This is a genomic window from Pseudomonas sp. SL4(2022) (genome assembly GCF_026625725.1).
Taxonomy (GTDB): domain Bacteria; phylum Pseudomonadota; class Gammaproteobacteria; order Pseudomonadales; family Pseudomonadaceae; genus Aquipseudomonas.
In genome coordinates, this window is the sequence record NZ_CP113060.1 from 737,860 (window position 1) to 761,147 (window position 23,288).

Sequence of the window (23,288 nt, forward strand, 5' to 3'; positions counted from 1 at the left end):
GCATGCGCGCATTCATAGCCGTGCTCAGCCTGGTGCTGCTCTATGGCTGCTCCAAAGGTCCGGCCAGCGACACCTTGCAGCACGATGTGCAGCAACGTTTGCATCAAGCCTTTCCCGACTCGGTGTTACACCTGACCGATCTCAAACGCCGCGGCACTGCCAACGACGCCAACGCGCCACCCGGCGAAAAGCGTTTGGTGGTCTACTTCGATGCCACGCTCAAGGTTGAACAGGCGCAAAATTTTGGTGCCTGGGACTCCCCAGGCGTGGCCAGCCTGATCAGCTTAATGGGCGCAGGCCCGCGCGGATTGAGCGGGATAGACACGGGCGGCAACCAGGCGGGCGATGCATTAACCATTCACGGCAGTCTGATTTACCGTGAACAGGGCGGCCAGTGGCTGGCTGAGGTGCCGCAAGGCTTTACCGCCCCGCGCGAGGCGCGCGCCAATGAAGGCGGCGGCAGCACACGGGAAAATCTGCTGAATGCGTTCAGCACGGCACTTAACCTCAGCCCCGGAGACTCCGGGCCACAGCAGCGCAAAGCCATCAGCGAAGAACTGGAACGTTCGCTGAATAACATTCAAGGGCGGCTGTCACGTTTAAAAAATGGCTACCCCTTGGCCGGTGGTCCACCCGGTGGCCAATACGCCCGGTTTGCCAACGCATTTAGCCAACAGCTCAGTGGTGAGGGCATCAGCCTGCCGGTGTTAAACACCGAGGGCGGCTTGGACAACCTGCGCCTGCTGCGCCAGGGCGATGCCATGCTGGCGCTGTCACAAAGCGATGCAGCCTACGCGGCCATCCACGGCACCGGTGCTTTCCAGTCCCAAGGTCCGGACCCTGCCCTGCAAGCCATCGCCAGTCTTTATCCCGAGCCGGTGCATGTGCTGGTCAGGGCCGACAGCCCAATGCTGAAAATGGCTGATTTAAGCGGCAAGCGGATCAATATTGGCCAGCCTGGTTCAGCCTCACGCCTCACTGCACTGGCGATTCTGGAGGCACACAAGCTGCCCCTGAGCGACCTGCAAACGGTGACCGAGTTGGATCTGCAGCAGGCGCTGAAAGCACTGCGTGATGACCAACTGGATGCGCTGATTCATGTAATAGGCGCACCGGCTGATCACATCCGCGCCGCCAGCGAAGCCTTTGCGCTCAGGCTGATCCCACTGGAGTCAAGCGCACTCGAACGCCTGCAAGCACAACGCCCCGGCAGCTTTGCGTTCAGCTTTGCCGCCGAGACCTATCCGGGGCAGGCACAAGCGGTACCCACACTGGCAGTCGCCAGCATGTTACTGACAAGCGAGCAATTGACCCCTGCCGAAATAGAACGACTGGTTCAACTGTTGTTTGCCCGCAATAACCCATGGCTGGCCAATGGCAGCATCCAGGGCGCTCAGTTATCGAGCCGAAACGCCCTGCGCGAGCTTGGCGTGCCCATGCACAGCGCAGCGAAGAAAGCCCTGCTGGACCTGCAGAACACGCCGGTGCCGGCCACGACAGACTGAAGCACACGGCGCGCACCTAAGGACGTCTGCCACCACGGCTGCGTACAAATGCTACCGAAGTGCTCGGCAGATTCATGGCTGACAGCTACCCTTTCCGGAGTGCTAACGCGCTGTCAGGCGGCGTGAACACTCTCAACCTGTACATTGGATGACCTACAGGCGGTAAGCGATGCGACCTGACCTTAAAGGCCCACTGCGCCTGGCCTGCGTGTACAGCCTGTTCAGCACGCTGTGGATTCTGGGCAGCGACAATCTGCTGCATGCCCTGGTTCAAGACCGCGCACTGATAGCCGAGCTGCATATCACCAAGGAAGTGCTGTTTATCCTGCTCAGTACCGGGCTGATTTTTCTGGTCAGTCTCCGTGATCGCCAGACGCAGGATCAGTTGCTGAAGGACCTGACACACAACAGCCAGCTGCTCAAGCAGGCACATCGCAATGCTGCACTTGGCAGTTGGGAATACCATGAGGGGTTTCACTGGAGCCAGGAAGCCCTGAACCTGCTCGACCGCCCCGCAAGCGATGCGCAATGCAGCCTGGAACAGTTACTCAGCTGGCTGCACCCCGCCGAGCGTGCTGCCGTGCAGCGCGCCATGCAGGCACTTTTGCAAGACCAGACCACCCTGAGCGTCAGTACCCGCCTGTTGCAACCCAACCAGCAGCAAAGCACTTGGTTGATGTTGCGCGGTGAAGCCGATGAACAAGGCGAGGTACTTGGCACAATACAGAACATCACCACCCAGAAACGGGACGAGAACGCCCTGCGCGAAAGTGACCTGCGCTTTCGCCAACTCTTCGAACAGACTCCCCGGATCGCCGTGCAAGGCTATGATCGCGAACGCCGGGTGATCTATTGGAACCAGGCCAGCAATCAGCTCTATGGCTACAACGTGCATGAAGTCATGGGTCGTCACCTGGAAGAGCTGATCGTGCCACCAACGGCACGTAACAAAGTGGTCAATGCCATCAAGCTCTGGCAACTCGGAGGTCCTCCCATTCCGGCGGCGGAAATCCAGTTGCAACGCAAGGACGGCAGCCTGGTCTGGGTGTATTCCAGCCACCTGATGCTACGTAACAGCCTCGACCAGCTAGAGCTCTACTGCGTCGACATCGACCTGACCGAACAGAAAAAAATCGACAGCGAGCTGCAAGTCAGCGAGAGCCGTTACCGCCGCCTGGTCGAGCACTTGGGCGATGCGATTTTCATCACCAATACCGAAAATCAGCTGACATTCCTCAACCCCGCCTGGGAGCAGATCAGCGGCTATGCCCTGCATGACAGCCTGGGTAGCCCGCTGCAACGCTTTATGCCAGAACTAGGCCAGATGCCGCTGAGCCAGCACCTGGCAGAACTGCGCACGGGTCGGTTGGATAATCTTCGCCTGGAATGCCAGCTGCAGACTCGCAGCGGCGAAATTCGCCGGGTTGAACTGCAGCTCAACCTCAGCTCGCTTGAACAAGGCTTGCATGGCAGCCTGCGTGACATGCATGAACGCCACCAGATTCAGCAATTGCAGCAGGCTCGCAATGCCGTGCTTGATGAGTTACTTGGTCAGCATTCGCTGCAAAGTATTCTTGCGGGCATCAGCCGCCGCCTGGAATGCCTGCAACCACAGATGCGCGTCTCCATCATGCTGCTTGATGCCCACCAACGCCTGCGCATCGGTGCCGCCCCCAGCCTGCCGGAGACTTACAGCCAAGCCATTGATGGTGTGCAGGCCGGGCCGGAAGTCGGCTCTTGCGGGCATGCAGCCAGTAGCGGTGAACTGGTCATTGCCGAGGACCTCAACACCCACCCCTACTGGAAAGACTATAAAGGCATCGCGCTTGCGGCAGGGTTGCAGGCTTGCTGGTCGTTACCCTTCAAGGATGACAGCGGCCAGGTGTTAGGGACGTTCGGAATCTATTACCCGCAACCTGCCCGCCCCAGCTCGGCCGATATCGCCCTGGTAACTGAGTTCACTCGACTGGCCGGATTGGCCGTGCAGTTCAGTGGGGCAAAAACCAGCGAGCCAGAGCCCTTCGTACCAACCGTCAGCTGACTTGTTGCAGGTCAATAAAAGTTCATCTCGAACAACTAGACTGCCCTCTTCGCAGAGGAGGTCTGTTCATGAACGTCATGATTAAACCCATTAACAACCCGGCAACCGGCCGTAGCTGGCAAGTCTGCATGGGCAAGCAGAGCGTCACATTTCGCAGTGAGGGCGAAGCGCAGCAGTTTGTCAGCATCCTGCAGGCACGCCTGAATGCTCCGCACAGCCTACCCGCTACGCAGCTGCGCGCCACCGGCTAAAGCTCGGCACTCACCCAACGAGTAAACAGCGAAAACCCTACTACCAAGAGGCCGCAGCTGAAAATCACCACCGCAACCGGCCAGGCCGTGCCGTCATGCAGCACGCCGACCATAGCGGCGGCACTGGCGGCAATAACGAACTGAAGACTGCCCAGCAGCGCCGATGCGCTGCCGGCATGGCTACCCTGCCCGGCCATGGCGCAGGCCGAAGCATTGGGCAGAAGAATGCCCAGGCTGGCAATACAGCCAAACAGTGGAATCAGCAGCGGCCACAAGGCTTGTGGTTTGGCCAGTGCCACCAGCAGCAGCGCCAGGCCACACGCCAGGTAGAACCACACGGTCTTACCCAACCAGTAGGATGGGCCATGCCGCGCCACCAGCCAGGCATTCAGCTGCGCCACCAGAATAAAGCCCAGGGCATTGCTGCCGAACAGCCAGCCATAATGCTCGGCAGGTATGCCATACAGCTCGATGAATACGAACGGTGAACCGGCGATATAGGCAAACATCCCGGCAATCGCACAACCTCCGGTCAGCGCGTAACCGAGAAACGGCAGATCAGTAAACAGCCGCTTGTACTCGCCCAACGCGCCGCGCAAAGGTGCAGGCGGCGCCTCCTTGGCCAGGGTTTCCGGCAGCCATTGAGCCACCGCCAACAGACAGATAAAGCTGAACAGGGTCAGACAGACAAAAATCGACGGCCAACCCAGCGTACTGAGCAGCAGCCCCCCGCCCAGCGGCGCAAGAATCGGCGCCAGGCCCATCACCAGCATCAGCTGGGAAAATACCTTGGCCGAACTGATCGGGTCACACAGATCGCGCACCACCGCTCGCGAAATCACCATCCCGGCGCAACCACCCAAGGCCTGGACAAACCGTGCAGCAATCAACCACTCAAGACTTGGTGCCAGCGCACAGGCCAGTGACGCCAGACTGAACAGCAACACCCCGACCAACAATGGTTTGCGCCGACCAAAGCGGTCGGCCAGTGGACCATAGGCCAGTTGACCGATGGCCAGACCGGCAAAGTAGGCGGCCAACGACAGCTGCACATGCTCCACATCGGTAGAGAACGCGCGCGCCAGGGTCGGGAAGCTCGGCAGGTAGAAATCGATGGCCAGCGGGCCAAAGGCGCTTAGCGCGCCAAGAATCAGCAAAAGACGTAACGGCATGGGGGTCCAGAAATGAAATAACAGATGGAGCCGCCGTAGCCCGGATAAGCCCCAAGCTACGGCAAGCTGACAAAGCGCTCCCGGCGTGCATCCGGGCTACGGTTTGCCCTTACGTGGTCACGCCGGCAAATCGGCTTTTTTCCGGCTTTTGCCGAGTTTGGCCGCCAGCGACTCCACCAACAGGTAGAACATCGGAATCAGGAAGATCGCCAGGAAGGTCGCGGCCAGCATGCCGCCGATCACCCCGGTACCAATCGAGTGACGACTGGCCGAACCTGCGCCGGAGCTGATCGCCAGTGGTACGACACCGAGAATGAACGCCAGCGAGGTCATGATGATCGGCCGGAAGCGCAGCCGTGCCGCCTCCAATGCCGACTCGAAGATCCCCATCCCCTGGTGCCGGCAGAGCACGGCGAACTCGACGATAAGGATGGCGTTCTTCGCCGCCAGACCGATCAGCGTAACCAGGCCGACCTGGAAGTACAGGTCGTTCTCGATGCCGCGCAGCCACACCGCGAGAATCGCCCCGAACACCGCAAACGGCACCGCTGTAACCACCGCCAACGGCAGGGTCCAGCGCTCGTACTGGGCGGCGAGGATCAGGAACACCATGATCAGACCGAAGATAAAGGCACTGCTGCCCGACCCTTGGGTAGCGATTTCCTGGAAGGCCGAACCGGTCCAACCAATGCTGTAATCACTGCCCAACACTTCATCTGCCACTTCCTGAATCGCGCTCAGGGCCTGCCCCGAGCTATAACCGGGCGCCGGTCCGCCGAGGATCTTCGCCGCCGGGTAAACGTTGAAGCGAGCATAGGTATCCGGCCCGAGGATGCGCTCGACCTTAACCAGGCTGGCCAGCGACACCAATTCACCGCTGGCTGCGCGCACATAGACCTGAGACAGGTCTTCCGGCTTGCTGCGAAACTCTGCTTCGGCCTGCAGGCTGACCTGGAAGGTGCGGCCATACAGACTGAAATCGTTGACGTAATAACTGCCGAACGTGGCTTGCATGGCAGTGAACACATCGTTCACCGGTACGCCCAGAGCACGCGCCTTGGTACGGTCAAGGTCGATAAAGTACTGCGGCACATTGGCGCTGAAGGTGCTCTGCACGCCGGCCAGCTCAGGACGCTTTGCCGCTGCGGCGAGAAAAGCCTGCACCTTGCCCGCCAGTTGCGCGGTCGTGCCGCCACTACGGTCCTGGATAAAGCCCTCAAACCCGCCGGTGGTGCTCATACCGGTAATGGGCGGCGGGTTGAAGCTGAGGACCACACCGTCCTTCTGTGCAGCCCCCATGCCCATGAACTGGCCAGTGAGGTTGCGTGCATCCAATTCTGGCGTGGTGCGCTCACTCCAGTCTTTCAGGGGTACGAACGACACCCCCGCACTGCTGCGAGTACCAAAGGTCAGCACGTCAAAACCGGCAAACGTCACCACATCCTGCACGGCGGGGTGCTTCATTAACTGCTGCGTCACGTCGCCGGTCAGCTTCTCAGTGCGGGTCAACGACGCGGCCGGTGGCAGGAAGTAGGCATTGATCACATAGCCCTGGTCTTCATTGGGCACCAGGGAACTGGGCACTCGGTTGAACAGCAGCACCATCACCGCGATCATCGCACCGAACAGCAGCAGGCCGACCGCCGAACGTTTGAGGAAGAAGCGCACACCCGCGGTGTAGCCATCGGTCAACTTGTCGAACACCCGGTTGAAGGCGCGGAATGGCGCAGCCGGCTCGTGATGCCCGGGTTTGAGCAACAAGGCGCAAAGCGCCGGACTCAGGGTCAGGGCGACGATACCGGAGATCACCACCGATACGGCAATGGTGATGGCGAACTGTTTATACATCTCCCCCGCCAGACCGCCGAGGAAGCCCACTGGCACAAAGACCGCACACAGTACCAACACAATGGCGATGATCGGCCCGGTGACTTCCTCCATGGCCTTGATGGTCGCCTCACGCGGGCCGATCTTGTCAGTGGCCATCACCCGCTCAACGTTCTCAATCACCACAATCGCATCGTCCACCACGATGCCGATGGCCAGCACCATGCCGAACAACGTCAACAGGTTGATCGAAAAACCAAGCATGTACATCCCGGCGAACGTACCGACCAGCGAAACGGGAATGGCCAGCACCGGGATAAGCGTAGCGCGCCAGTTCTGCAGGAAGATAAACACCACCAGCACCACCAGCACCAGTGCCTCGAAGAAGGTATGGATCACCTCTTCAATCGACACCTGCACGAATTTGGTGGTGTCGTACGGCACTTTGTAGGTCATGCCGCTGGGGAAGTTCTTCGACAGCCGCTCCAGCGTTGTGCTCACGGCCTCAGCAGTATTCAGAGCATTCGCGCCGGGCTGCAGGTAGACACCGAAGGCGGCATTCTGCTGACCATTGAGCGAGGTCATCAGCGAGTAGTCCTGGGCACCCAGTTCGATCCGTGCAACATCCTTGAGCAACAGGCTGGCGCCGGTTTCATCGGTACGCAGAATCACATTCTCGAATTCTTTAGGGTCGGTGAAACGACCCTGGGTGGTCACGGTATAGGTGAAATCCTGCTCCTGCTTGAGTGGCTGCTGGCCGAAGCTGCCAGCGGCGAACTGTGAGTTCTGCTCGCGGATTGAATTGACCACATCGGTCGGCGTCAGGTTGTACTGTGCCAGCTTGTCCGGGCGCAGCCAGATGCGCATGGAATAGTCTTTCGAGCCGAACTGACTGACATCGCCCACGCCCGGCAGGCGCTTGAGTTCGTCGATCACGTTGATCAGCGCGTAGTTGCTGATATAAACAGGGTCGCGCGAGCCATCCGGCGAATACAGGGTCACCACCTGAAGAATGTCCGAGGACTTCTTCTGCACCTTGACGCCCTGCCGGCGCACCTCTTCCGGCAATTTGGCCAGGGCAGCCTGCACCCGGTTGTTGACGTCGATGGTGGCCTGGTCGGGGTCACGCCCCACCTCGAAGTACACCGACAGGCTCATCGAGTTGCCGCCGGAGTTGGACTGCTGGTAAATCATCCCCTCCACGCCGTTGATCGACTGCTCCAGCGGCGCAGCCACGGTCTCGGCAATCACCTGGGCACTGGCGCCGGCATAGCTGGCGCTGACCGACACCTGCGGCGGAAGGATCTGTGGGTACTGAGCGATCGGCAGCGTGCGCATGGCCATCAGGCCCGCCAGCACGATGATGATCGAGATGACCGCGGCAAATACCGGGCGGTCGATAAAGAAGCGTGAGATCACCGGGGGCGCTCCTTAAGATTGGCTGGCGGCTGGGGCGGCAACTTTTACCGGCGTATCCGGGCGCACCTTGGGCAGGCCCTCGACAATCACCCGTTCACCGGCGCTTATGCCAGACACAATCACCCAGCGACCCTTGGCGGTGTGCCCGGTGGTGACCTGACGCATGCGCGCCACGCCGCCCTCATCGACTACGTAGACGAAAGTGCCGCCCGGCCCCTGAGCAATCGCCCGCTCCGGCAGGGTCATGGCGTTGGGAATGCTCAGCCCCCTGACCTGCACGCGAACAAACTGGCCCGGCAGCAACTTCTGATCCGGGTTAGGCACGACAGCGCGGGCACTGACGGTGCCCGTACCACGGTCAACCAGGCTGTCGGTGAAATCGACTTTACCTTCCAGCGGATAGACACTGCCGTCGCCGAGTTTGATCTGCACGCTCATCTTGCCGTCTTCCGGCAGCACCAGGCTGCCGTTCTGCAGGCCGCTGCGCACGCTTTCCACATCGGAATCCGGGGCGGCGAAGTTGACGTAGATCGGGTCCAGCTGAGTGATATTGCTCAGCAGGCTGGCACTCGGGTCGCCGGCAACCACCAGACTGCCCTCGGACACGGTTTCCTTGCTGGTGATTCCTGAAATTGGGGCTTTCACCGTGGTGTAATCGAGGTCGATCTGTTTGGACTGCACCTCGGCCTCGGCCGCCTGGATGTTCGCTTTGCTCTGCTCGAAGTTGGAGACGGCATTGTCCAGTTCGCTTTCGCTGGCAAACCCTTTCTTCTGCAGCTCACGGATACGCTTGAGGTCACGTTCGGTCTGCCGGTAGCGCGCCTGCTCCTGCGCCAGCGCGCCTTTGGCCCGGCTCAACGCCGCCTGATAGGTACGCGAGTCGATACGGAACATCACCTGGCCCTGTTTGACCTGGCTGCCTTCCAGGTAAGTACGCTCCTGCAGGATGCCGCTGACCTGAGCGCGCACTTGAACTTCACGAAAGCCTGCCGTACGTGCGGAATATTCCAGCTCCAAGGGCAATGATGCAGCTTGAACGATTTCCACAACAACTTCGGGAGCCGGCGGTGCATCAGCAGCATGCAGTGAGGAAGCCAGGGTAGCGAGCAACAGGGAGCCGGCAACGACCGGCATATGACGGGCAAAAAGCATGAATGTCTCCGAGAACACGCAGGGCGCAACATTTGAGACTGGCAATGCTAGTTACATACACAAGTGTTTGTAAATAGAATATTGCCCCTCGATTCATTACACTTCGCGTTTGAGCCTAGCCAGAAATCCGCCTGCCGCCATGCGCCGAACCAAAGAAGACGCCGAAAAAACCCGCCGCGCCATTCTCGAGGCTGCCGAAACGCTGTTCCTGGAAAAAGGCGTGGCGCACACCAGTCTGGAGCACATTGCGCGGCATGCCGGGGTAACGCGCGGTGCGGTGTATTGGCACTTTGCCAACAAGGCCGACCTGTTCAATGCCATGCTCAATCAGGTGCGGCTGCCGCCGGAACAGCTGGCCGAACGTATGCGCGGCTGCCCCGAGCACGACCCGCTGCAGACCCTGCGCGAGTTGTGTATCGAGGCCATCGAGAACCTGGCCCGCGAGCCGCAGAAGAAACGTATCTTCACCATCCTGCTGCGCAAGTGTGAGTTCACCGAAGAACTGCGCGAGGCCGAAGAGCGCCAAGAGGCCTTTATCAACCTGTTTATCGCGCTCTGCGAACAGCAGTTCAACACGCCGTCAGTCCGCCTGCGCCTGCATCCCGGGCTGACGCCGCGCCTGGCCGCTCGCACCGTGCATGCACTGCTGATTGGCCTGTTCTACGACTGGTCGCGCGACCCCAATCTGTTCGACCCGCTCAGCGACACCGCGCCCATGGTCGACGCCTGCTTTCGCGGCCTGATCTGCGACTGGCCAGCCACCGAACTACTGGATCAGGCCAAACCGACCCCATAACCGGCTTCGGCAATGGCGATGATCAACTGATCGCTGGGCAGGCTGCTGCTGACTCGCACTTCACCGCCCTGCAGCTTCACCTTCACCTCAGCCGCCGCATCACGCGCCAGCACAGCGTCAGTCACAGCCTTGACGCAATGCGCACAGGTCATGCCTTCAACCCGGAATGTATGAACGCTTGCTGCTTGCATCGGTTATCACCTTACTCATCTGGAATAGGCGCACAGTGTCCCCCTTGCCAACGGGGGAAGGTCAAGCCCTAAAAATTGCCGGGCGCGCCTTGTAACCGTTATGCGGCAACGCACCGCAGGCACACATGCAGAGTGGCAGGCGAATGCATTGGCACTTGACCTTGCCAAGGTGGCAAGGTTGATCCTGCCGGGAATTGCTATGGAGGATCGCGCATGTCCAACCTCATCCACTTCGACCTGCCGATTGCCGGCATGACCTGCGCCAGCTGTGCCGGGCGGGTCGAGCGCGCCCTGGCCAAGGTGGCCGATGTCGTCAGTGTCAGCATCAACCTGGCCAGTGAACAGGCACGCGTCAAAGCGCCCGCGGGCAGCCTGGAACAACTGGTCAACGCCGTCAGCGCGGCCGGTTATGCGGTGCCCAGCGAGCGTCTGGAGCTAAGTCTGGACGGCATGACCTGCGCCAGCTGCGCGGGCCGAATCGAACGCGCCCTGACGCAGCAACCGGGCGTGCTCTCGGTAAGCGTCAACCTGGCCAGCGAGCGTGCGCAGTTACAGGTGCTGCGCGGCACTGATCACCAGGTTCTGCTACAGGCCGTCAGCCAGGCCGGCTACCGCGCCAGCCTGCTCGGCGATACACCCCAGACACACCCCACCGGCGAGCGGCCCCTGCAGCGCGAACGCTGGTCACTGCTGCTGGCGATTGTGCTGACCGTACCGCTGGTCATTCCCATGCTCGTCGCCCCCTTCGGCCTGCACTGGATGCTGCCAGCCTGGCTGCAGTTCGCCCTGGCCACGCCGGTGCAATTTATCTTCGGCGCGCGCTTCTACCGCGCGGCCTGGAGCGCTCTGCGCGCCCGTGCCGGCAATATGGACCAGCTGGTGGCCATCGGCACCAGCGCCGCTTACGGGTTGAGCCTGTATCAATGGGCGATAAGTCCGGCGGGCAGCATGCCGCATCTGTATTTCGAAGCCTCGGCGGTGATCATCACACTGATTCTGCTCGGCAAGTACCTGGAACGCCGCGCCAAACGCCAGACCAGCAGCGCCATCCGCGCACTGCAAGCGCTGCGTCCGGAGCGCGCCTTACGTCTGCAGGATGGCGTCGAGCAATGGGTGGCGCTGGGTGAGCTGCAACTGGGCGACACCATCGTGGTCAAGCCCGGCGAACGCTTCCCGGTCGATGGCCTGGTCCGCGAAGGCCAGAGTCATGCAGACGAAGCGCTGATCAGCGGCGAGAGCCTGCCGCAACCCAAACAGCCGGGTGACCGCGTCACCGCCGGGGCCATCAACGGCGAAGGCCGCCTGCTGGTGGAAACCACCGCCCTGGGCGCGGAAACCGTGCTGTCGCGGATTATTCGCCTGGTCGAAGATGCCCAGGCGGCGAAAGCGCCGATCCAGAAGCTGGTGGATAAAGTCAGCCAGGTCTTCGTGCCCAGTGTGCTGCTGATCGCTCTGGCCACCCTGCTCGGCTGGCTGCTGCTTGGCGCGGATGTCGAAACCGCGCTGCTAAATGCCGTGGCGGTGCTGGTCATCGCCTGCCCCTGCGCCCTCGGCCTGGCCACGCCCACGGCGATCATGGCCGGCACCGGCGTGGCGGCGCGCCACGGCATCCTGATCAAAGACGCCGAAGCCCTGGAAATCGCCCATTCGGTAACCCTGGTGGCTTTCGACAAAACCGGCACCCTGACCTCTGGCGCGCCGCGCATCGCCCATCTGCGCGCGGTCGATGGCGACACAACTCAACTGCTGCAACTGGCCGGCGCCCTGCAACGCGGCAGCGAACATCCGCTGGCCAAAGCGGTATTGGATCAGTGCACAGAGCAGCAGCTGCACCTTGCCGACGTCAGCAACAGCAAGGCGCTGGCCGGGCGCGGTATCGCCGGGCAGATCGGCGAGCGGCAACTGGCACTGGGCAACAAACGCCTGCTGGAAGAACACTTCCTGCACCACGATGAACTGGCCGCCGACGCCCTGGCCTGGGAAGCCGAAGGCCGCACCCTGTCCTGGCTGCTGGAATTGGCGCCGCAACCGCAGGTGCTCGGCCTATTTGCCTTTGGCGACACACTTAAACCAGGCGCAGCCGAGGCCATCGCCGCGCTGACCGCTCAAGGCATTGCCAGCCACCTGATCAGCGGCGACAACCCCGGCAGCGTCAAGGCCGTGGCTGCAGCGTTAGGCATCAGTGCCGCGCACGCCGACGTGCTACCAGCGGACAAGGCGGCGATCATCAGCGCGCTGGAAAAACACGCGGTGGTGGCCATGGTCGGCGACGGCATCAACGACGCGCCAGCGCTGGCCGCCGCTGATGTCGGCATCGCCATGGGCAGCGGCACCGATGTGGCCATGCACGCCGCTGGCATCACCCTGATGCGCGGCGACCCGCGTCTGGTGGCTGACGCCCTGGAGATCAGCCGACGCACCTACAGCAAGATCCGCCAGAACCTGTTCTGGGCCTTCGCCTATAACCTGATCGGTATTCCGCTGGCCGCCGCCGGCCTGCTTAACCCGATGCTCGCCGGCGCCGCCATGGCGCTGTCCAGCGTCAGCGTGGTGAGCAATGCGTTGCTGCTGAAAACCTGGAAACCCAAGGACCACAAATGAGCCACAGGGCAGGAGATGCAGGATGAATATCGGCCAAGCCGCCCAGCAAACCGGCCTGAGCGCCAAGATGATTCGCTACTACGAAAGCATCGACCTGCTACCCGCCGCCGGCCGCAGCGACAGCGGCTATCGCCAATACAGCCCGCAGGATCTGCATCGCCTGGCGTTTATCAAACGCTCACGCGACCTGGGCTTTTCCCTGGCCGAAGTCAGCCAACTACTGGCTCTGTGGCAAGACCGTCAACGCGCCAGCGCCGACGTCAAAGCCCTGGCCGCTGCCCATATCAACGAACTGGAACGCAAAATCGGCGAACTCAGCGGCCTGCGCGACACGCTCAAGGAGTTGATGGACAGCTGCCAGGGCAACGACCGTCCGGACTGCCCGATCCTCAGGGATCTGGAGTCAGGGTGCGGTCATTGAGTATCCATCCACCAATTGCGGCACCGGTGATGGATGAGCGGAGCGCCAGCTACGCGCCCCGACCCACCCTACAACAGGCCGTTTAACGCCCGGCAATCCACGGCGAAATGGTCGGCCAACTCCGGCCAGGGGTTTTCCGGCAAGTTGACCAGCACGCTGCGCGCCCCGACGGCGCGGGCGCATTCCAGGTCAAAGCGGTAATCACCGACCATGACCAACTCGCTCGGCGCGACCTGCCAGGTTCGGGCGAAATGCAGCAAGCCGCCCGGATCAGGCTTGGGCGGTGCTTCGTCACGGCCGATCACGTCAGGCACGGCAAAACAGTCATCCAGGCCAATCGCGCGCAAGGTCAGCAGCGCCAGCTCATGAGCATTGCGGGTCAGGATGCCCAGACGGCAACCACGCGCGCGCAATTCACGCACCAGTTCAATCGCCCCTGGCGCGGGCTGCGAAGCCAGGGCCAATTCACGCTCATGCTCCAGCAGCCAGGCATGCTTGGCGGTCGCGACGGCCTCCGGCAACCCAGCCAGATGCCCGAGGATGTCGTCCGCCAGTGGAATATCCAGCGCTCGCTTGATGGCCTCGAAATCGTGCACCGCCAGGGTCAGGGTGCCGTCCATATCGAACACCCAATGGCGGGCCGCGCTCAGACTCATTTCCAGTCCTCGCGTCTCATTTCCAATCCTCACGGATTCGGGTCAAGCCCTCCTGCGCCACCGAGGCCACCAACTGGCCCTGGCGGTTAAAGATGCTGCCACGGGAGAAGCCACGGGCGTTACCGGCCCAGGGGCTGTCCATGCTGTACAGCAGCCAGTCGTCCATGCGCAGGTTGCCATGGAACCACAGCGAATGGTCGAGACTGGCGACCTGCATAAACTTCTGCCACACCGACACGCCATGCGGGAGCATCGAGGTGGTCAGCAGATTGAAATCACTGGCGTAGGCCAGCAGCAACTTGTGCAGCTGCGGCTCATCCGGCAATTCACCGGCGGCGCGAAACCACACATGCTTGACAGGGTCGCACGGCTTGGGCGCGAACGGGTTGCTCAGGGTCACCGGCCGGATTTCAATCGGTTTGTCGCTAATCGCCCGCTCGCGCATGCGCTCAGGCAAGGCATTGACCACCAGGCGGGCCAGTTCGGTTTCCGACTTCAATTCATCCGGCCCTGGCACATCCGGCATCGGGTTCTGGTGATGGAAGCCTTCTTCATCGAATTGAAAGGAGGCGCTGCAGGTAAAGATCGGTTTGCCCTTCTGGATCGCCGTCACCCGCCGCGTGCTGAAACTGCCGCCATCGCGCACGCGATCGACCTGATAGACCACCGGCAGCGCGGCATCGCCAGGGCGTAAAAAATAGCCATGCATGGAGTGCACGTGGCGCTCAGGCTCAACCGTCTGGCTGGCCGCCGACACGCACTGACCGAGCACCTGGCCGCCGAACAACTGGCGAAAGCCGAGGTCCTGACTGACGCCGCGAAACAGATTCTCTTCGATGGTTTCCAGGGTCAGCAGGGCGACCAACTCATTCAACACCTGACTCATGCACACTCTCCTGTTAACGCATCTGGCTGGGGGGCGAGATGGTAAAGACTTTGCCAACGCTTGTCGGCCCGACTGAAAGATGGATGTGGACAATAATGGCAGCATTCTAGCCAATCGAGCGCCGGGCTTGAGCACAAGCAGAACCTGCCGCCATACTTTGGCCACCTCTGCCCGAGCCTGCCACCATGCGCCTGCCGCTGGTCTATCACGACGACTACAGCCCACCCTTCCCGGCCAACCATCGCTTCCCCATGGAGAAGTTTCGCCTGCTGCACGATCACCTCGTCGCCAGCGGCCTGAGCACCGATGCCGAGCTGCTACGCCCCGAACTGTGCCCCACCGACGTACTCGCCCTGGCCCACTGCCCGGCTTATATCCAGCGTTTCGCCAGCGGCGAACTGGCCTATGAGGAGCAGCGTCGCCTCGGTTTGCCGTGGAGCGCCGCCCTGGCCCAGCGCACCATTCGGGCGGTGGGCGGCTCGCTGCTGGCGGCTGAGCAAGCCCTGCAACACGGTCTGGCCTGCCACCTGGCCGGCGGCACCCACCATGCGCATTACGATCACCCGGCTGGCTTTTGCATCTTCAATGACCTGGCAGTGATCAGTCAGTACCTGCTGGCCAGCGGCAAGGCCCAGCGCGTGCTGATCTTCGACTGCGACGTGCACCAGGGTGACGGCACCGCGCGCCTGCTGGAGAACACCCCGGAAGCGATCACCGTATCGCTGCACTGTGAGAAGAATTACCCGGCGCGCAAAGCCGCCAGTGACTGGGATATTCCACTGCCCAACGGTATGGGCGATGACGACTACCTCAAGGTGGTCAACGACACCCTCAATTACCTGCTGCCGCTGTATCAACCGGATATCGTGCTGTATGACGCCGGTGTCGACGTGCACCAGCACGACGCCCTCGGCTACCTCAACCTGACGGATGCCGGCATCGCCGCCCGTGACGAAGCCTTACTCAACCACTGCCTGGGCCGCGACATCCCGGTGGTCGGGCTGATTGGCGGCGGTTACGACAAAGACCGTTATGCCCTGGCTAAACGCCACGGCATCCTGCACCACAGCGCCGCCAAGGTCTGGCAGGCACGCGGGTTGGGATAAAAAAGCCATCAGCGCTGTCACATCGCGCATCTTCACCACCAAGGAATTCGCCCAGCATGTACGGAAAATTCAGCCCCCTGCCGGCACTGCTTGCCGCTCTCGCATTCGCTAATGCCGCGCACGCCGGCGACACATTGCAGTCACGGGTAGACGAAACCATCCGCCCGGTGATGCAGGAATACGGCATCGCTGGCATGGCCGTGGCGATCACCCACAACGGCCAGGCGCACTACTTCAACTATGGTGTGGCACGTCTGGACGACCAGCAGCCGGTGAGCAGCGACACCCTGTTTGAAATCGGCTCGCTGAGCAAACCGCTCACCGCCACCCTCGCCGCCTTGGCGCAAAGTACCGGCAAACTGAGCCTCAGCGACAGCGCCGGCCAGCACTGGCCCGAGCTGCAAGGCAGCCCGCTGGCACACGCCAGCTTGCTCAACCTCGGCACCTACAGCGCTGGCGGGCTGCCGCTGCAGTTCCCTGACAGCGTGACCGACCCGGCCAGCCTGCTCGCCTATTACCGCCAGTGGCAGCCTGAATACGCCGCTGGCAGCCATCGGCGCTATTCCAACCCCAGCATTGGCTTGCTCGGCCATCTCACCGCGCGCAGCATGGGCCAGCCGTTCCCCACGCTGATGGAGGGCACGCTGTTCCCCGCGCTCGGCATGCCACAAAGCTATATCCAGGTGCCGACGGCGCAGCTGCCGCGCTATGCCTACGGCTACAGCCAGGACAACCAGCCGCTGCGGGTCACGCCGGGCATGCTCGACGCCGAAGCCTACGGGGTGAAAACCAACGCCCGGGACATGCTGCGCTTTGTCCAGGCCAACCTTGATCCGGCCAGTCTCACCGAGGATCTGCAACGCGCCATCGCCATCACCCACACCGGTTATTACCGCGTCGGCGAGATGACCCAGGGCCTCGGCTGGGAGCGTTACCCCTACCCGATCAGCCTGGAACGCCTGCAAGCCGGCAACTCCCCAGCCATGGCTCTGGAGTCGCAACCGGCTAAACGCCTCGCACCGCCGGAAACAGCGCCAGGCGACAGCCTGTTCAATAAAACCGGCTCAACCCGCGGCTTCGGCGCCTACGCGGTGTTTGTTCCCAGTCAGAACCTCGGCCTGGTCATGCTGGCCAACAAGAACTACCCCAACGCCGCCCGAATCAAGGCGGCCCACGCCATACTGAGCGCACTGGATACGCATTCCCCCACACATTGAATGGAGTTCCGTCATGGATGACTCGTTTGCCCTGAACCAAGCCAACTGGAACGAGCGCGCCGCCTTGCATGCGGCGTCGCCCGATTACCAGGTTCAGCTGTTTATCACCTCGCCCGCGCATTTATCCGAAGTCGTGCGCTTTGATCTGCCGCGCCTTGGCGATATCCACGGCCTGCGCGCGCTGCACCTGCAGTGCCATATCGGCACCGACACCCTGTCGCTGGCCCGTCTGGGCGCGCAGATGAGCGGCCTGGATTTCTCCGCCGCCTCATTGGCGCAAGCCAGCAAACTGGCAAGCAGCTGCGGTGAGCACATCGAATTTGTCGAAGCCTCGGTCTACGACGCCGCCAAGGTGCTCGGGGCGCAATCATTCGACCTGATTTACACCGGCATCGGCGCACTGAACTGGCTACCGCAGATCGATGACTGGGCGCGCAATGTCGCCGCCCTGCTAAAACCCGGCGGACGCCTGTTCTTACGTGAAGCCCATCCGGTGCTGATGGCGCTCGACGAGGACTGCGAGGACGCCCTGCAGCTTGCCCACCCCTATTTCGAACACAGCGAACCCACCGTCTGGGATAACGAGCACACCTACGTCGAAACCGACACCCTGCTGACCGCCAGCATCACCCACGAATGGAACCACGGCCTGGGCGAAATCATCACCGCACTGCTGCGTCACGGCATGCGTCTGACGGCACTGGAAGAACACACCAGCCTGCCCTGGGAAGCCCTACCGGGTCAGATGAGCCTGGGCGAGGATGGTGAATGGCGGCTGGATAACCAGCCGCAAAGGCTGCCATTGAGCTATACGCTGCAGGCGGTCAAGGTCGGCTAACCCGCCAGATCACGCAAGCACAGCGATACCCATAGACCGAAGTCATAGCTGTAACGCAAAGACGATTTATGGGTATCGAAATACTTAGTCTTAAAGACATGGTAGAACTTTGACTCTTGGCCAGCGCTCAGAAAAACGCTTATCAGCAACGCGCTCCTCGTAAACCTCACGCGGAACGCGCTCTGGATTCCAGCGAATCACCATTTCAAAAAGATCGATAAGGCCATGAGGTGAAATAACCTCAATCTTTCCTGATGTCGTAAGCGTAACGCCTACGCATGTAGCCACCTCAGGCCATGAAGCTACGCCTTCTGCTAGAGAACGAAACGGCATCATTTTTTTACCGGGATGAGGCCGAATCCAAGTATGAACCGCCGCCTGGTTAACTACATCCCAAGCAAACTCAGGCTCGGACAAGTCCAACTGCAATGTTAAGGACTGCTCCAACTCCAGAGAAAGATCGTTTGCGTCATAAAAGACGACATCTATGTCATCGGACTTGGTTGCCACTTCAAAACCGTGCAGGTGATCCCAAACAAGATTACGAATCGCGCCCGCACCTATACACCAAGAGCTCAGGTTCAACCGCCTAACTGCCTTCAGTGCAGTAATGGTCACTTCTGATTTGGCCACGATAGAAATCAGCCTCTCCTCAAGCAAAATTTCACCCGCACGGTTAATCAAGTCCAGCAACACCTATTTATTTCAACTACCCGCCAACACCTTATCCAGCGCCTGCTCAAGGGTCGCCACGGTGCGCTCGATATTGCCCAGTTTGTCCAACCCGAACAGGCCCAGGCGGAAGGTCTGGAAATCCGCTGGTTCATCGCACTGCAACGGCACGCCCGCTGCGATCTGCAGGCCCTGGGCAGCGAATTTGCTGCCGTTCTTGATGCTCGCGTCGGTGGTGTAGCACACCACCACGCCGGGAGCCTCGAAGCCTTCGGCGGCCACGCTTTTGAAGCCTTTGCGGGCGAGCAAGGCGCGCACCCGCTCACCGAGTTCCTGCTGTTGCTCGCGCACCTTAGCGAAACCAATGGCTTCGGCCTCGCGCATGGCATCGCGAAAACGCGCCAGGGCATCGCTGGGCATGGTGGCGTGGTAGGCGTGGCCGCCCTGCTCGTAGGCCTGCATGATCTGCAACCATTTCTTCAGGTCGCAGGCAAAACTGGTGCTTTGCGTGGCTTCGACGCGGGCCTGGGCGGCTTCGCTGAGCATCACCAGGGCGCAGCACGGCGAAGCGCTCCAGCCTTTTTGCGGCGCGCTGATCAGCACGTCCACGCCGCAGGCCTGCATGTCCACCCAGAGGGTGCCGGAGGCGATGCAATCGAGCACAAACAGGCCGCCGACCGCATGCACAGCATCCGCCACGGCGCGCAGGTAGCCATCTGGCAGAATCATGCCGGAAGAGGTCTCCACGTGCGGGGCGAACACCACCTGCGGTTTTTCCAAGGCGATCACCGCCAGCACATCCGCCAGCCGGGGCGGAGTGAACGCCGCCTGGCTGCCATCAGCAACTGGGCGCGCCTTGAGCACAATAGACTCAGAGGGGATCTGCCCCATCTCAAAAATCTGCGTCCAGCGGTAGCTGAACCAGCCGTTGCGCAGCACCAGGCACTTCTGCCCGGTGGCCAACTGGCGCGCCACGGCCTCCATGCCATAAGTTCCGCTACCGGGCACGATGGCCACGGCATGGGCGTTGTAAACCTGCTTCAGGGTGCTGGAAATCTCCTTCATCACGCCCTGAAACGACTGCGACATATGGTTGAGAGAGCGGTCGGTGTAGACCACCGAATATTCGATCAGGCCGTCGGGGTCGATGCTGGGGTAGAGGTCAGACATAAAGGGGCTCCGGTCAGAAATTCACCCCGCGACCCTGCCCGAAGCCGGGGCAAATGACAAGGCGCACGCGGCCTCGGTTAGAATGCACGCCCTTAATTCCCGCCCGATATCGCCATGACCGACAACCACCAACCACCTGCCTCTCGCGTTGCCATTATCGGCGGCGGCCCCGCCGGGCTAATGGCGGCCGAAGTGCTGGCCCTGGGCGGTGTGCAGGTCGACCTTTACGACGGCATGCCTTCGGTGGGGCGCAAGTTCCTCCTGGCCGGGGTCGGCGGGATGAATATCACCCATGCCGAAGCCAAGCCGGCCTTTGTGGCCCGCTATGGCGCGCGCCAGGCAGAAGTGACCGAGCTGCTGCAGGACTTCGATGCCGAGGCCCTGCGCGCCTGGATTCACGACCTTGGCATCGACACTTTTGTCGGCACCTCGGGCCGGGTCTTCCCCACCGACATGAAAGCCGCGCCGCTGCTGCGCGCCTGGCTCAAGCGCCTGCGTGAACTGGGCATGTACATCCACACCCGCCATCGTTGGCTAGGCTGGGATGATCAGGGCGCGTTGCGGATCGTCTCGCCTGCCGGCGAGCACCTGATCAAAGCGGACGCCACCCTGCTGGCTCTGGGAGGCGCCAGCTGGGCACGACTGGGCTCGGATGGCGCCTGGGTCAGTCTGTTGCAAGACCGCGGCGTAACGATCGCGCCCTTGCAGGCCAGCAACTGCGGCTTCGATGTAACGGCCTGGAGCGCGTTTCTGCGCGACAAGTTCGCCGGCGCGCCGCTGAAGAACGTCAGCCTCAGCCTACCCGGAGAAACACCGCGCCTGGGCGAGTGTGTGCTTACCACCAGCGGCCTCGAAGGCAGCCTGGTCTACGCCCTGTCGGCAGCTATTCGTGAAACGATCAACCAGCACGGCAGCGCCACCGTACACCTTGATCTGTTACCACAAACGCCGCTGAGCAAATTGCAGGTGGCCCTGAGCAAACCGCGCGGGTCGCAGTCCATGGCCAAACACCTGCACCGCCAGGCCGGGATCGACGGGGCCAAAGCGGCGCTGCTGCGGGAACTGGCCAGCGCCGCAGCCTTCAATGATCCGGCACAGCTGGCCAGTGCAATCAAGGCCCTGCCGATCCCCCTGGTACGTCCACGGCCATTGGATGAAGCCATCAGCACAGCCGGAGGCGTGCCGTTCGAACAGATGGACGGCCAGCTGATGCTCAAGGCCTTGCCTGGCACCTTCTGCGCCGGGGAAATGCTTGACTGGGAAGCGCCCACCGGCGGCTATCTGCTGACCACCTGCTTTGCCAGTGGCCGCCGCGCTGCCCAGGGCATGCTCAACTGGCTGTCACACCACAGATAAGCCCCCACGCCGCACGTCAAGCGACTATGCTTTGGAAAAACCGTCATAGAGCGGTGATCTTCCACGCGCATAGGTACTCTCCAGCCGTGATTCCACTAGTGGTCTGCGACGACTCGAATATGGCGCGCAAGCAGTTGATTCGCGCCCTGCCACCCGAATGGCCGGTGACCATCAGCCAGGCTGCCAACGGTCAGGAGGCCCTGGCCGCCCTGCGCCAGGGGCTGGGCCAGGTGATGCTGCTGGACCTGACCATGCCAGTGTTGGACGGCTATGAAACCCTCGCCGCCATGCGCGCCGAGGGCCTGGCCTGCAAAGTGGTGGTGGTGTCCGGCGACGTTCAGGACGAAGCCGTACGCCGGGTCAAGGAACTCGGCGCACTGGCCTTTATCAAGAAACCCGCCGACCCCGATACGCTGCGCAGCACCCTGCTCGAACTCGGCCTGTTCGACCCCAAGGCCACCCCCACCGCCCTCGCCCAGGCCGCCGTACTGGATGAGTTGAAGGTCAACTTCCGCGATGCCCTGCGCGAGGTCACCAACGTCGCCATGGGCCGCGCCGCCGCTTTACTGGCCAAGGTGCTGCACGTATTTGTGCAATTGCCGGTGCCGCAGGTGAACATCTTCGAGGTCAGTGAGCTGCACATGACCCTTACCGATGCCATGCGCGGTGAACGCCTGAGCGCGGTGTGCCAGGGCTTTATCGGTGATGGCATTGCTGGCGAGGCGCTGCTGCTGTTCCATGATTCGGAAGTGGCCGACATGGCGAAACTGCTGGGCTGGCAACCCAAGGACGACACCCAGACCTCGGAAATGCTGCTGGACCTGGCCAGCATCCTCACCGGTGCCTGCCTGGCCGGGATTGCCGAGCAGATTGATGTGCGTTTTTCTCAGGGCCACCCGCAATTGCTGGGCCAGCATTCATCCATCGAGCGGCTGATTCACCTCAACCAACGACGCTGGCGCAAGACGCTGGCCATTGAAGTGAGCTACAGCCTGGAAGCCCACAGCATTCACTTCGACCTCTTGCTGCTGTTTACCGAAGATTCGATCAAACGCCTGACTAACAAGCTCAACTACCTGATGAGTTAAGCCATGCCTGCACAGATAGATATCAAAGAGGTTCACTGGCTGCTCGATATCGTGCAGTGCATTGATGTCGGGGTGATCGTGCTCGACCGCCAATACCGGGTTGAGGTGTGGAACAGCTTTATGGAAAACCATTCCGGCATGGGCCCGGACGAGGTGCACGGCAAAACCCTGTTCAGCCTGTTCAGTGAAATCGACGAAGCCTGGCTGCGGCGCAAGGTCGATACCGTCGTGGCACTGGGCACCCGCGCCTTCAGCCTGTGGGAACAACATCCCTACCTGATGCACTTCAAGAACTACCAGCCGATCACCGGCCAGGAAGACTTTATGTACCAGAACGTCACCCTGCTGCCACTGGGCGGCTCGGGCAACGCAGTGGAACACATCTGTGTGGTGATCTATGACATGACGGCCGCTGCCACCCACAAGAAGCAGCTGGAAGCAGCGCAGGCCAGCCGCTAATCTCTACTCGCCAGGCTCCGGCAGAGGGCCGGCCCAACCGTATTAGCCTGCTCGACACCACTCGCGCAGGAACCATCCGATGTTGCACAGCGTTGAACTGAAAACCTTCGTACCCGCCCGCGACTTCGCCGTGAGCCAGGCGTTCTACCAGGCTCTGGGTTTCAAACCCGGCTGGGTCGGCGATGACCTGGCTTATTTCAGCCACGGCGAACACTGCGCTTTTTTGCTGCAGAATTTCTACATCAAGGAGCAGGCGGATAACTTCGTCATGCACCTGCTGGTGGAAGACGTCGAGGCCTGGTGGCAGAAGGTGCTGGATGAGCAGCTGGTCGAGCGCTTCGGCGTGCGTCTGGTGCAGCCCCAGGATCAGCCCTGGGGCATGCGCGACTTTGTGATCATCGACCCCAGCGGCGTGCTCTGGCGGATTGCACAGAACAGTTAGCCCCAGCAGTGGACAGGCTTCG

21 protein-coding genes are annotated in these 23,288 nt (G+C 61.6%); 13 read left to right on the forward strand and 8 right to left on the reverse strand.

Annotation, left to right across the window (positions count from 1 at the left end; all coding sequences use genetic code 11):
• Positions 1 to 2: 2 nt before the first annotated feature.
• The 3 genes from OU997_RS03515 (at position 3) to OU997_RS03525 (ending at position 3,797) form a co-directional block, all read left to right on the forward strand.
• Complete coding sequence (locus OU997_RS03515) at positions 3 to 1,505, forward strand: TAXI family TRAP transporter solute-binding subunit (RefSeq protein WP_267809019.1); 1,503 nt, start codon at positions 3 to 5, stop codon at positions 1,503 to 1,505.
• Positions 1,506 to 1,674: 169 nt separating this feature from the next.
• Positions 1,675 to 3,546: a PAS domain S-box protein gene (locus tag OU997_RS03520; RefSeq protein WP_267809021.1), complete on the forward strand. Its 1,872-nt coding sequence runs from the start codon at positions 1,675 to 1,677 to the stop codon at positions 3,544 to 3,546.
• Between the two features lie 68 nt (positions 3,547 to 3,614).
• Positions 3,615 to 3,797, forward strand: coding sequence for a hypothetical protein (locus OU997_RS03525; RefSeq protein WP_108489257.1), 183 nt, complete (start codon positions 3,615 to 3,617; stop codon positions 3,795 to 3,797).
• On the opposite strand, the gene OU997_RS03530 is transcribed toward OU997_RS03525, so the two are convergent.
• The 3 genes from OU997_RS03530 to OU997_RS03540 all read right to left on the reverse strand — a co-directional run bounded on the left by OU997_RS03530 (position 3,794) and on the right by OU997_RS03540 (position 9,367).
• On the reverse strand, positions 3,794 to 4,969 hold the full coding sequence (locus OU997_RS03530) for a multidrug effflux MFS transporter (protein ID WP_108489258.1): 1,176 nt from the start codon (positions 4,967 to 4,969) through the stop codon (positions 3,794 to 3,796). The two genes, OU997_RS03525 and OU997_RS03530, sit on opposite strands and share 4 nt — an antisense overlap.
• A gap of 117 nt (positions 4,970 to 5,086) precedes the next feature.
• Positions 5,087 to 8,215 carry an efflux RND transporter permease subunit gene (locus tag OU997_RS03535; RefSeq protein WP_108538040.1) on the reverse strand — a complete coding sequence of 1,043 codons (3,129 nt, stop codon included), beginning with the start codon at positions 8,213 to 8,215 and terminating at the stop codon, positions 5,087 to 5,089.
• Positions 8,216 to 8,227: 12 nt separating this feature from the next.
• On the reverse strand, positions 8,228 to 9,367 hold the full coding sequence (locus OU997_RS03540) for an efflux RND transporter periplasmic adaptor subunit (RefSeq protein WP_267809023.1): 1,140 nt from the start codon (positions 9,365 to 9,367) through the stop codon (positions 8,228 to 8,230).
• 139 nt (positions 9,368 to 9,506) lie between these two features.
• Between OU997_RS03540 and OU997_RS03545 the strand changes: the two genes are divergently transcribed.
• Positions 9,507 to 10,163 (forward strand): TetR family transcriptional regulator, encoded by a 657-nt coding sequence (locus OU997_RS03545; protein WP_108487961.1) that lies wholly within the window; start codon positions 9,507 to 9,509, stop codon positions 10,161 to 10,163.
• On the opposite strand, the gene OU997_RS03550 is transcribed toward OU997_RS03545, so the two are convergent.
• Positions 10,142 to 10,354 (reverse strand): heavy-metal-associated domain-containing protein, encoded by a 213-nt coding sequence (locus tag OU997_RS03550; RefSeq protein ID WP_267809026.1) that lies wholly within the window; start codon positions 10,352 to 10,354, stop codon positions 10,142 to 10,144. The genes OU997_RS03545 and OU997_RS03550 overlap by 22 nt on opposite strands.
• Before the next feature lie 213 nt (positions 10,355 to 10,567).
• Here OU997_RS03550 and OU997_RS03555 point away from each other — a divergent pair, with 213 nt between their 5' ends.
• Complete coding sequence (locus tag OU997_RS03555; RefSeq protein WP_267809027.1) at positions 10,568 to 12,955, forward strand: heavy metal translocating P-type ATPase; 2,388 nt, start codon at positions 10,568 to 10,570, stop codon at positions 12,953 to 12,955.
• A gap of 22 nt (positions 12,956 to 12,977) precedes the next feature.
• Positions 12,978 to 13,376 (forward strand): Cu(I)-responsive transcriptional regulator, encoded by a 399-nt coding sequence (cueR, locus tag OU997_RS03560; RefSeq protein ID WP_108487958.1) that lies wholly within the window; start codon positions 12,978 to 12,980, stop codon positions 13,374 to 13,376.
• 68 nt (positions 13,377 to 13,444) lie between these two features.
• Here cueR and OU997_RS03565 read toward each other — a convergent pair whose 3' ends face one another.
• Together OU997_RS03565 and tesB are read right to left on the reverse strand one after the other, a co-directional pair.
• Positions 13,445 to 14,032 carry an HAD family hydrolase gene (locus OU997_RS03565; RefSeq protein WP_267809029.1) on the reverse strand — a complete coding sequence of 196 codons (588 nt, stop codon included), beginning with the start codon at positions 14,030 to 14,032 and terminating at the stop codon, positions 13,445 to 13,447.
• A 16-nt stretch (positions 14,033 to 14,048) separates the two neighbouring features.
• Positions 14,049 to 14,918: an acyl-CoA thioesterase II gene (gene tesB / locus OU997_RS03570; RefSeq protein ID WP_267809032.1), complete on the reverse strand. Its 870-nt coding sequence runs from the start codon at positions 14,916 to 14,918 to the stop codon at positions 14,049 to 14,051.
• 185 nt (positions 14,919 to 15,103) lie between these two features.
• On the opposite strand from tesB, the gene OU997_RS03575 reads away from it, so the two are divergent.
• Genes OU997_RS03575 through OU997_RS03585 form a run of 3 tightly spaced genes read left to right on the forward strand, consistent with a single transcriptional unit; the run spans position 15,104 to position 18,079 of the window.
• On the forward strand, positions 15,104 to 16,024 hold the full coding sequence (locus OU997_RS03575; RefSeq protein ID WP_267809033.1) for a histone deacetylase: 921 nt from the start codon (positions 15,104 to 15,106) through the stop codon (positions 16,022 to 16,024).
• A gap of 56 nt (positions 16,025 to 16,080) precedes the next feature.
• Entirely contained in the window at positions 16,081 to 17,241 is a 1,161-nt protein-coding gene (gene ampC, locus OU997_RS03580) for a class C beta-lactamase (protein WP_267809035.1), read from the forward strand.
• A gap of 13 nt (positions 17,242 to 17,254) precedes the next feature.
• A complete protein-coding gene (locus OU997_RS03585; protein WP_267809036.1) occupies positions 17,255 to 18,079 on the forward strand; it encodes a class I SAM-dependent methyltransferase in 825 nt (274 codons plus the stop codon).
• A gap of 90 nt (positions 18,080 to 18,169) precedes the next feature.
• Here OU997_RS03585 and OU997_RS03590 read toward each other — a convergent pair whose 3' ends face one another.
• Positions 18,170 to 18,775: a nucleotidyltransferase family protein gene (locus OU997_RS03590; RefSeq protein WP_267809039.1), complete on the reverse strand. Its 606-nt coding sequence runs from the start codon at positions 18,773 to 18,775 to the stop codon at positions 18,170 to 18,172.
• Between the two features lie 9 nt (positions 18,776 to 18,784).
• Positions 18,785 to 19,921, reverse strand: coding sequence for an aminotransferase class V-fold PLP-dependent enzyme (locus OU997_RS03595; RefSeq protein WP_267809041.1), 1,137 nt, complete (start codon positions 19,919 to 19,921; stop codon positions 18,785 to 18,787).
• Positions 19,922 to 20,035: 114 nt separating this feature from the next.
• Between OU997_RS03595 and OU997_RS03600 the strand changes: the two genes are divergently transcribed.
• From OU997_RS03600 to OU997_RS03615, 4 genes are all read left to right on the forward strand, one after another.
• Entirely contained in the window at positions 20,036 to 21,277 is a 1,242-nt protein-coding gene (locus tag OU997_RS03600) for a TIGR03862 family flavoprotein (protein ID WP_267809042.1), read from the forward strand.
• Positions 21,278 to 21,363: 86 nt separating this feature from the next.
• Complete coding sequence (locus tag OU997_RS03605; protein WP_108487950.1) at positions 21,364 to 22,365, forward strand: response regulator; 1,002 nt, start codon at positions 21,364 to 21,366, stop codon at positions 22,363 to 22,365.
• A gap of 3 nt (positions 22,366 to 22,368) precedes the next feature.
• Positions 22,369 to 22,824 carry a PAS domain-containing protein gene (locus tag OU997_RS03610; protein WP_108487949.1) on the forward strand — a complete coding sequence of 152 codons (456 nt, stop codon included), beginning with the start codon at positions 22,369 to 22,371 and terminating at the stop codon, positions 22,822 to 22,824.
• Between the two features lie 79 nt (positions 22,825 to 22,903).
• Positions 22,904 to 23,266, forward strand: a complete 363-nt coding sequence (locus OU997_RS03615; protein WP_267809045.1) for a VOC family protein — start codon at positions 22,904 to 22,906, stop codon at positions 23,264 to 23,266.
• Positions 23,267 to 23,288 lie beyond the last annotated feature (22 nt).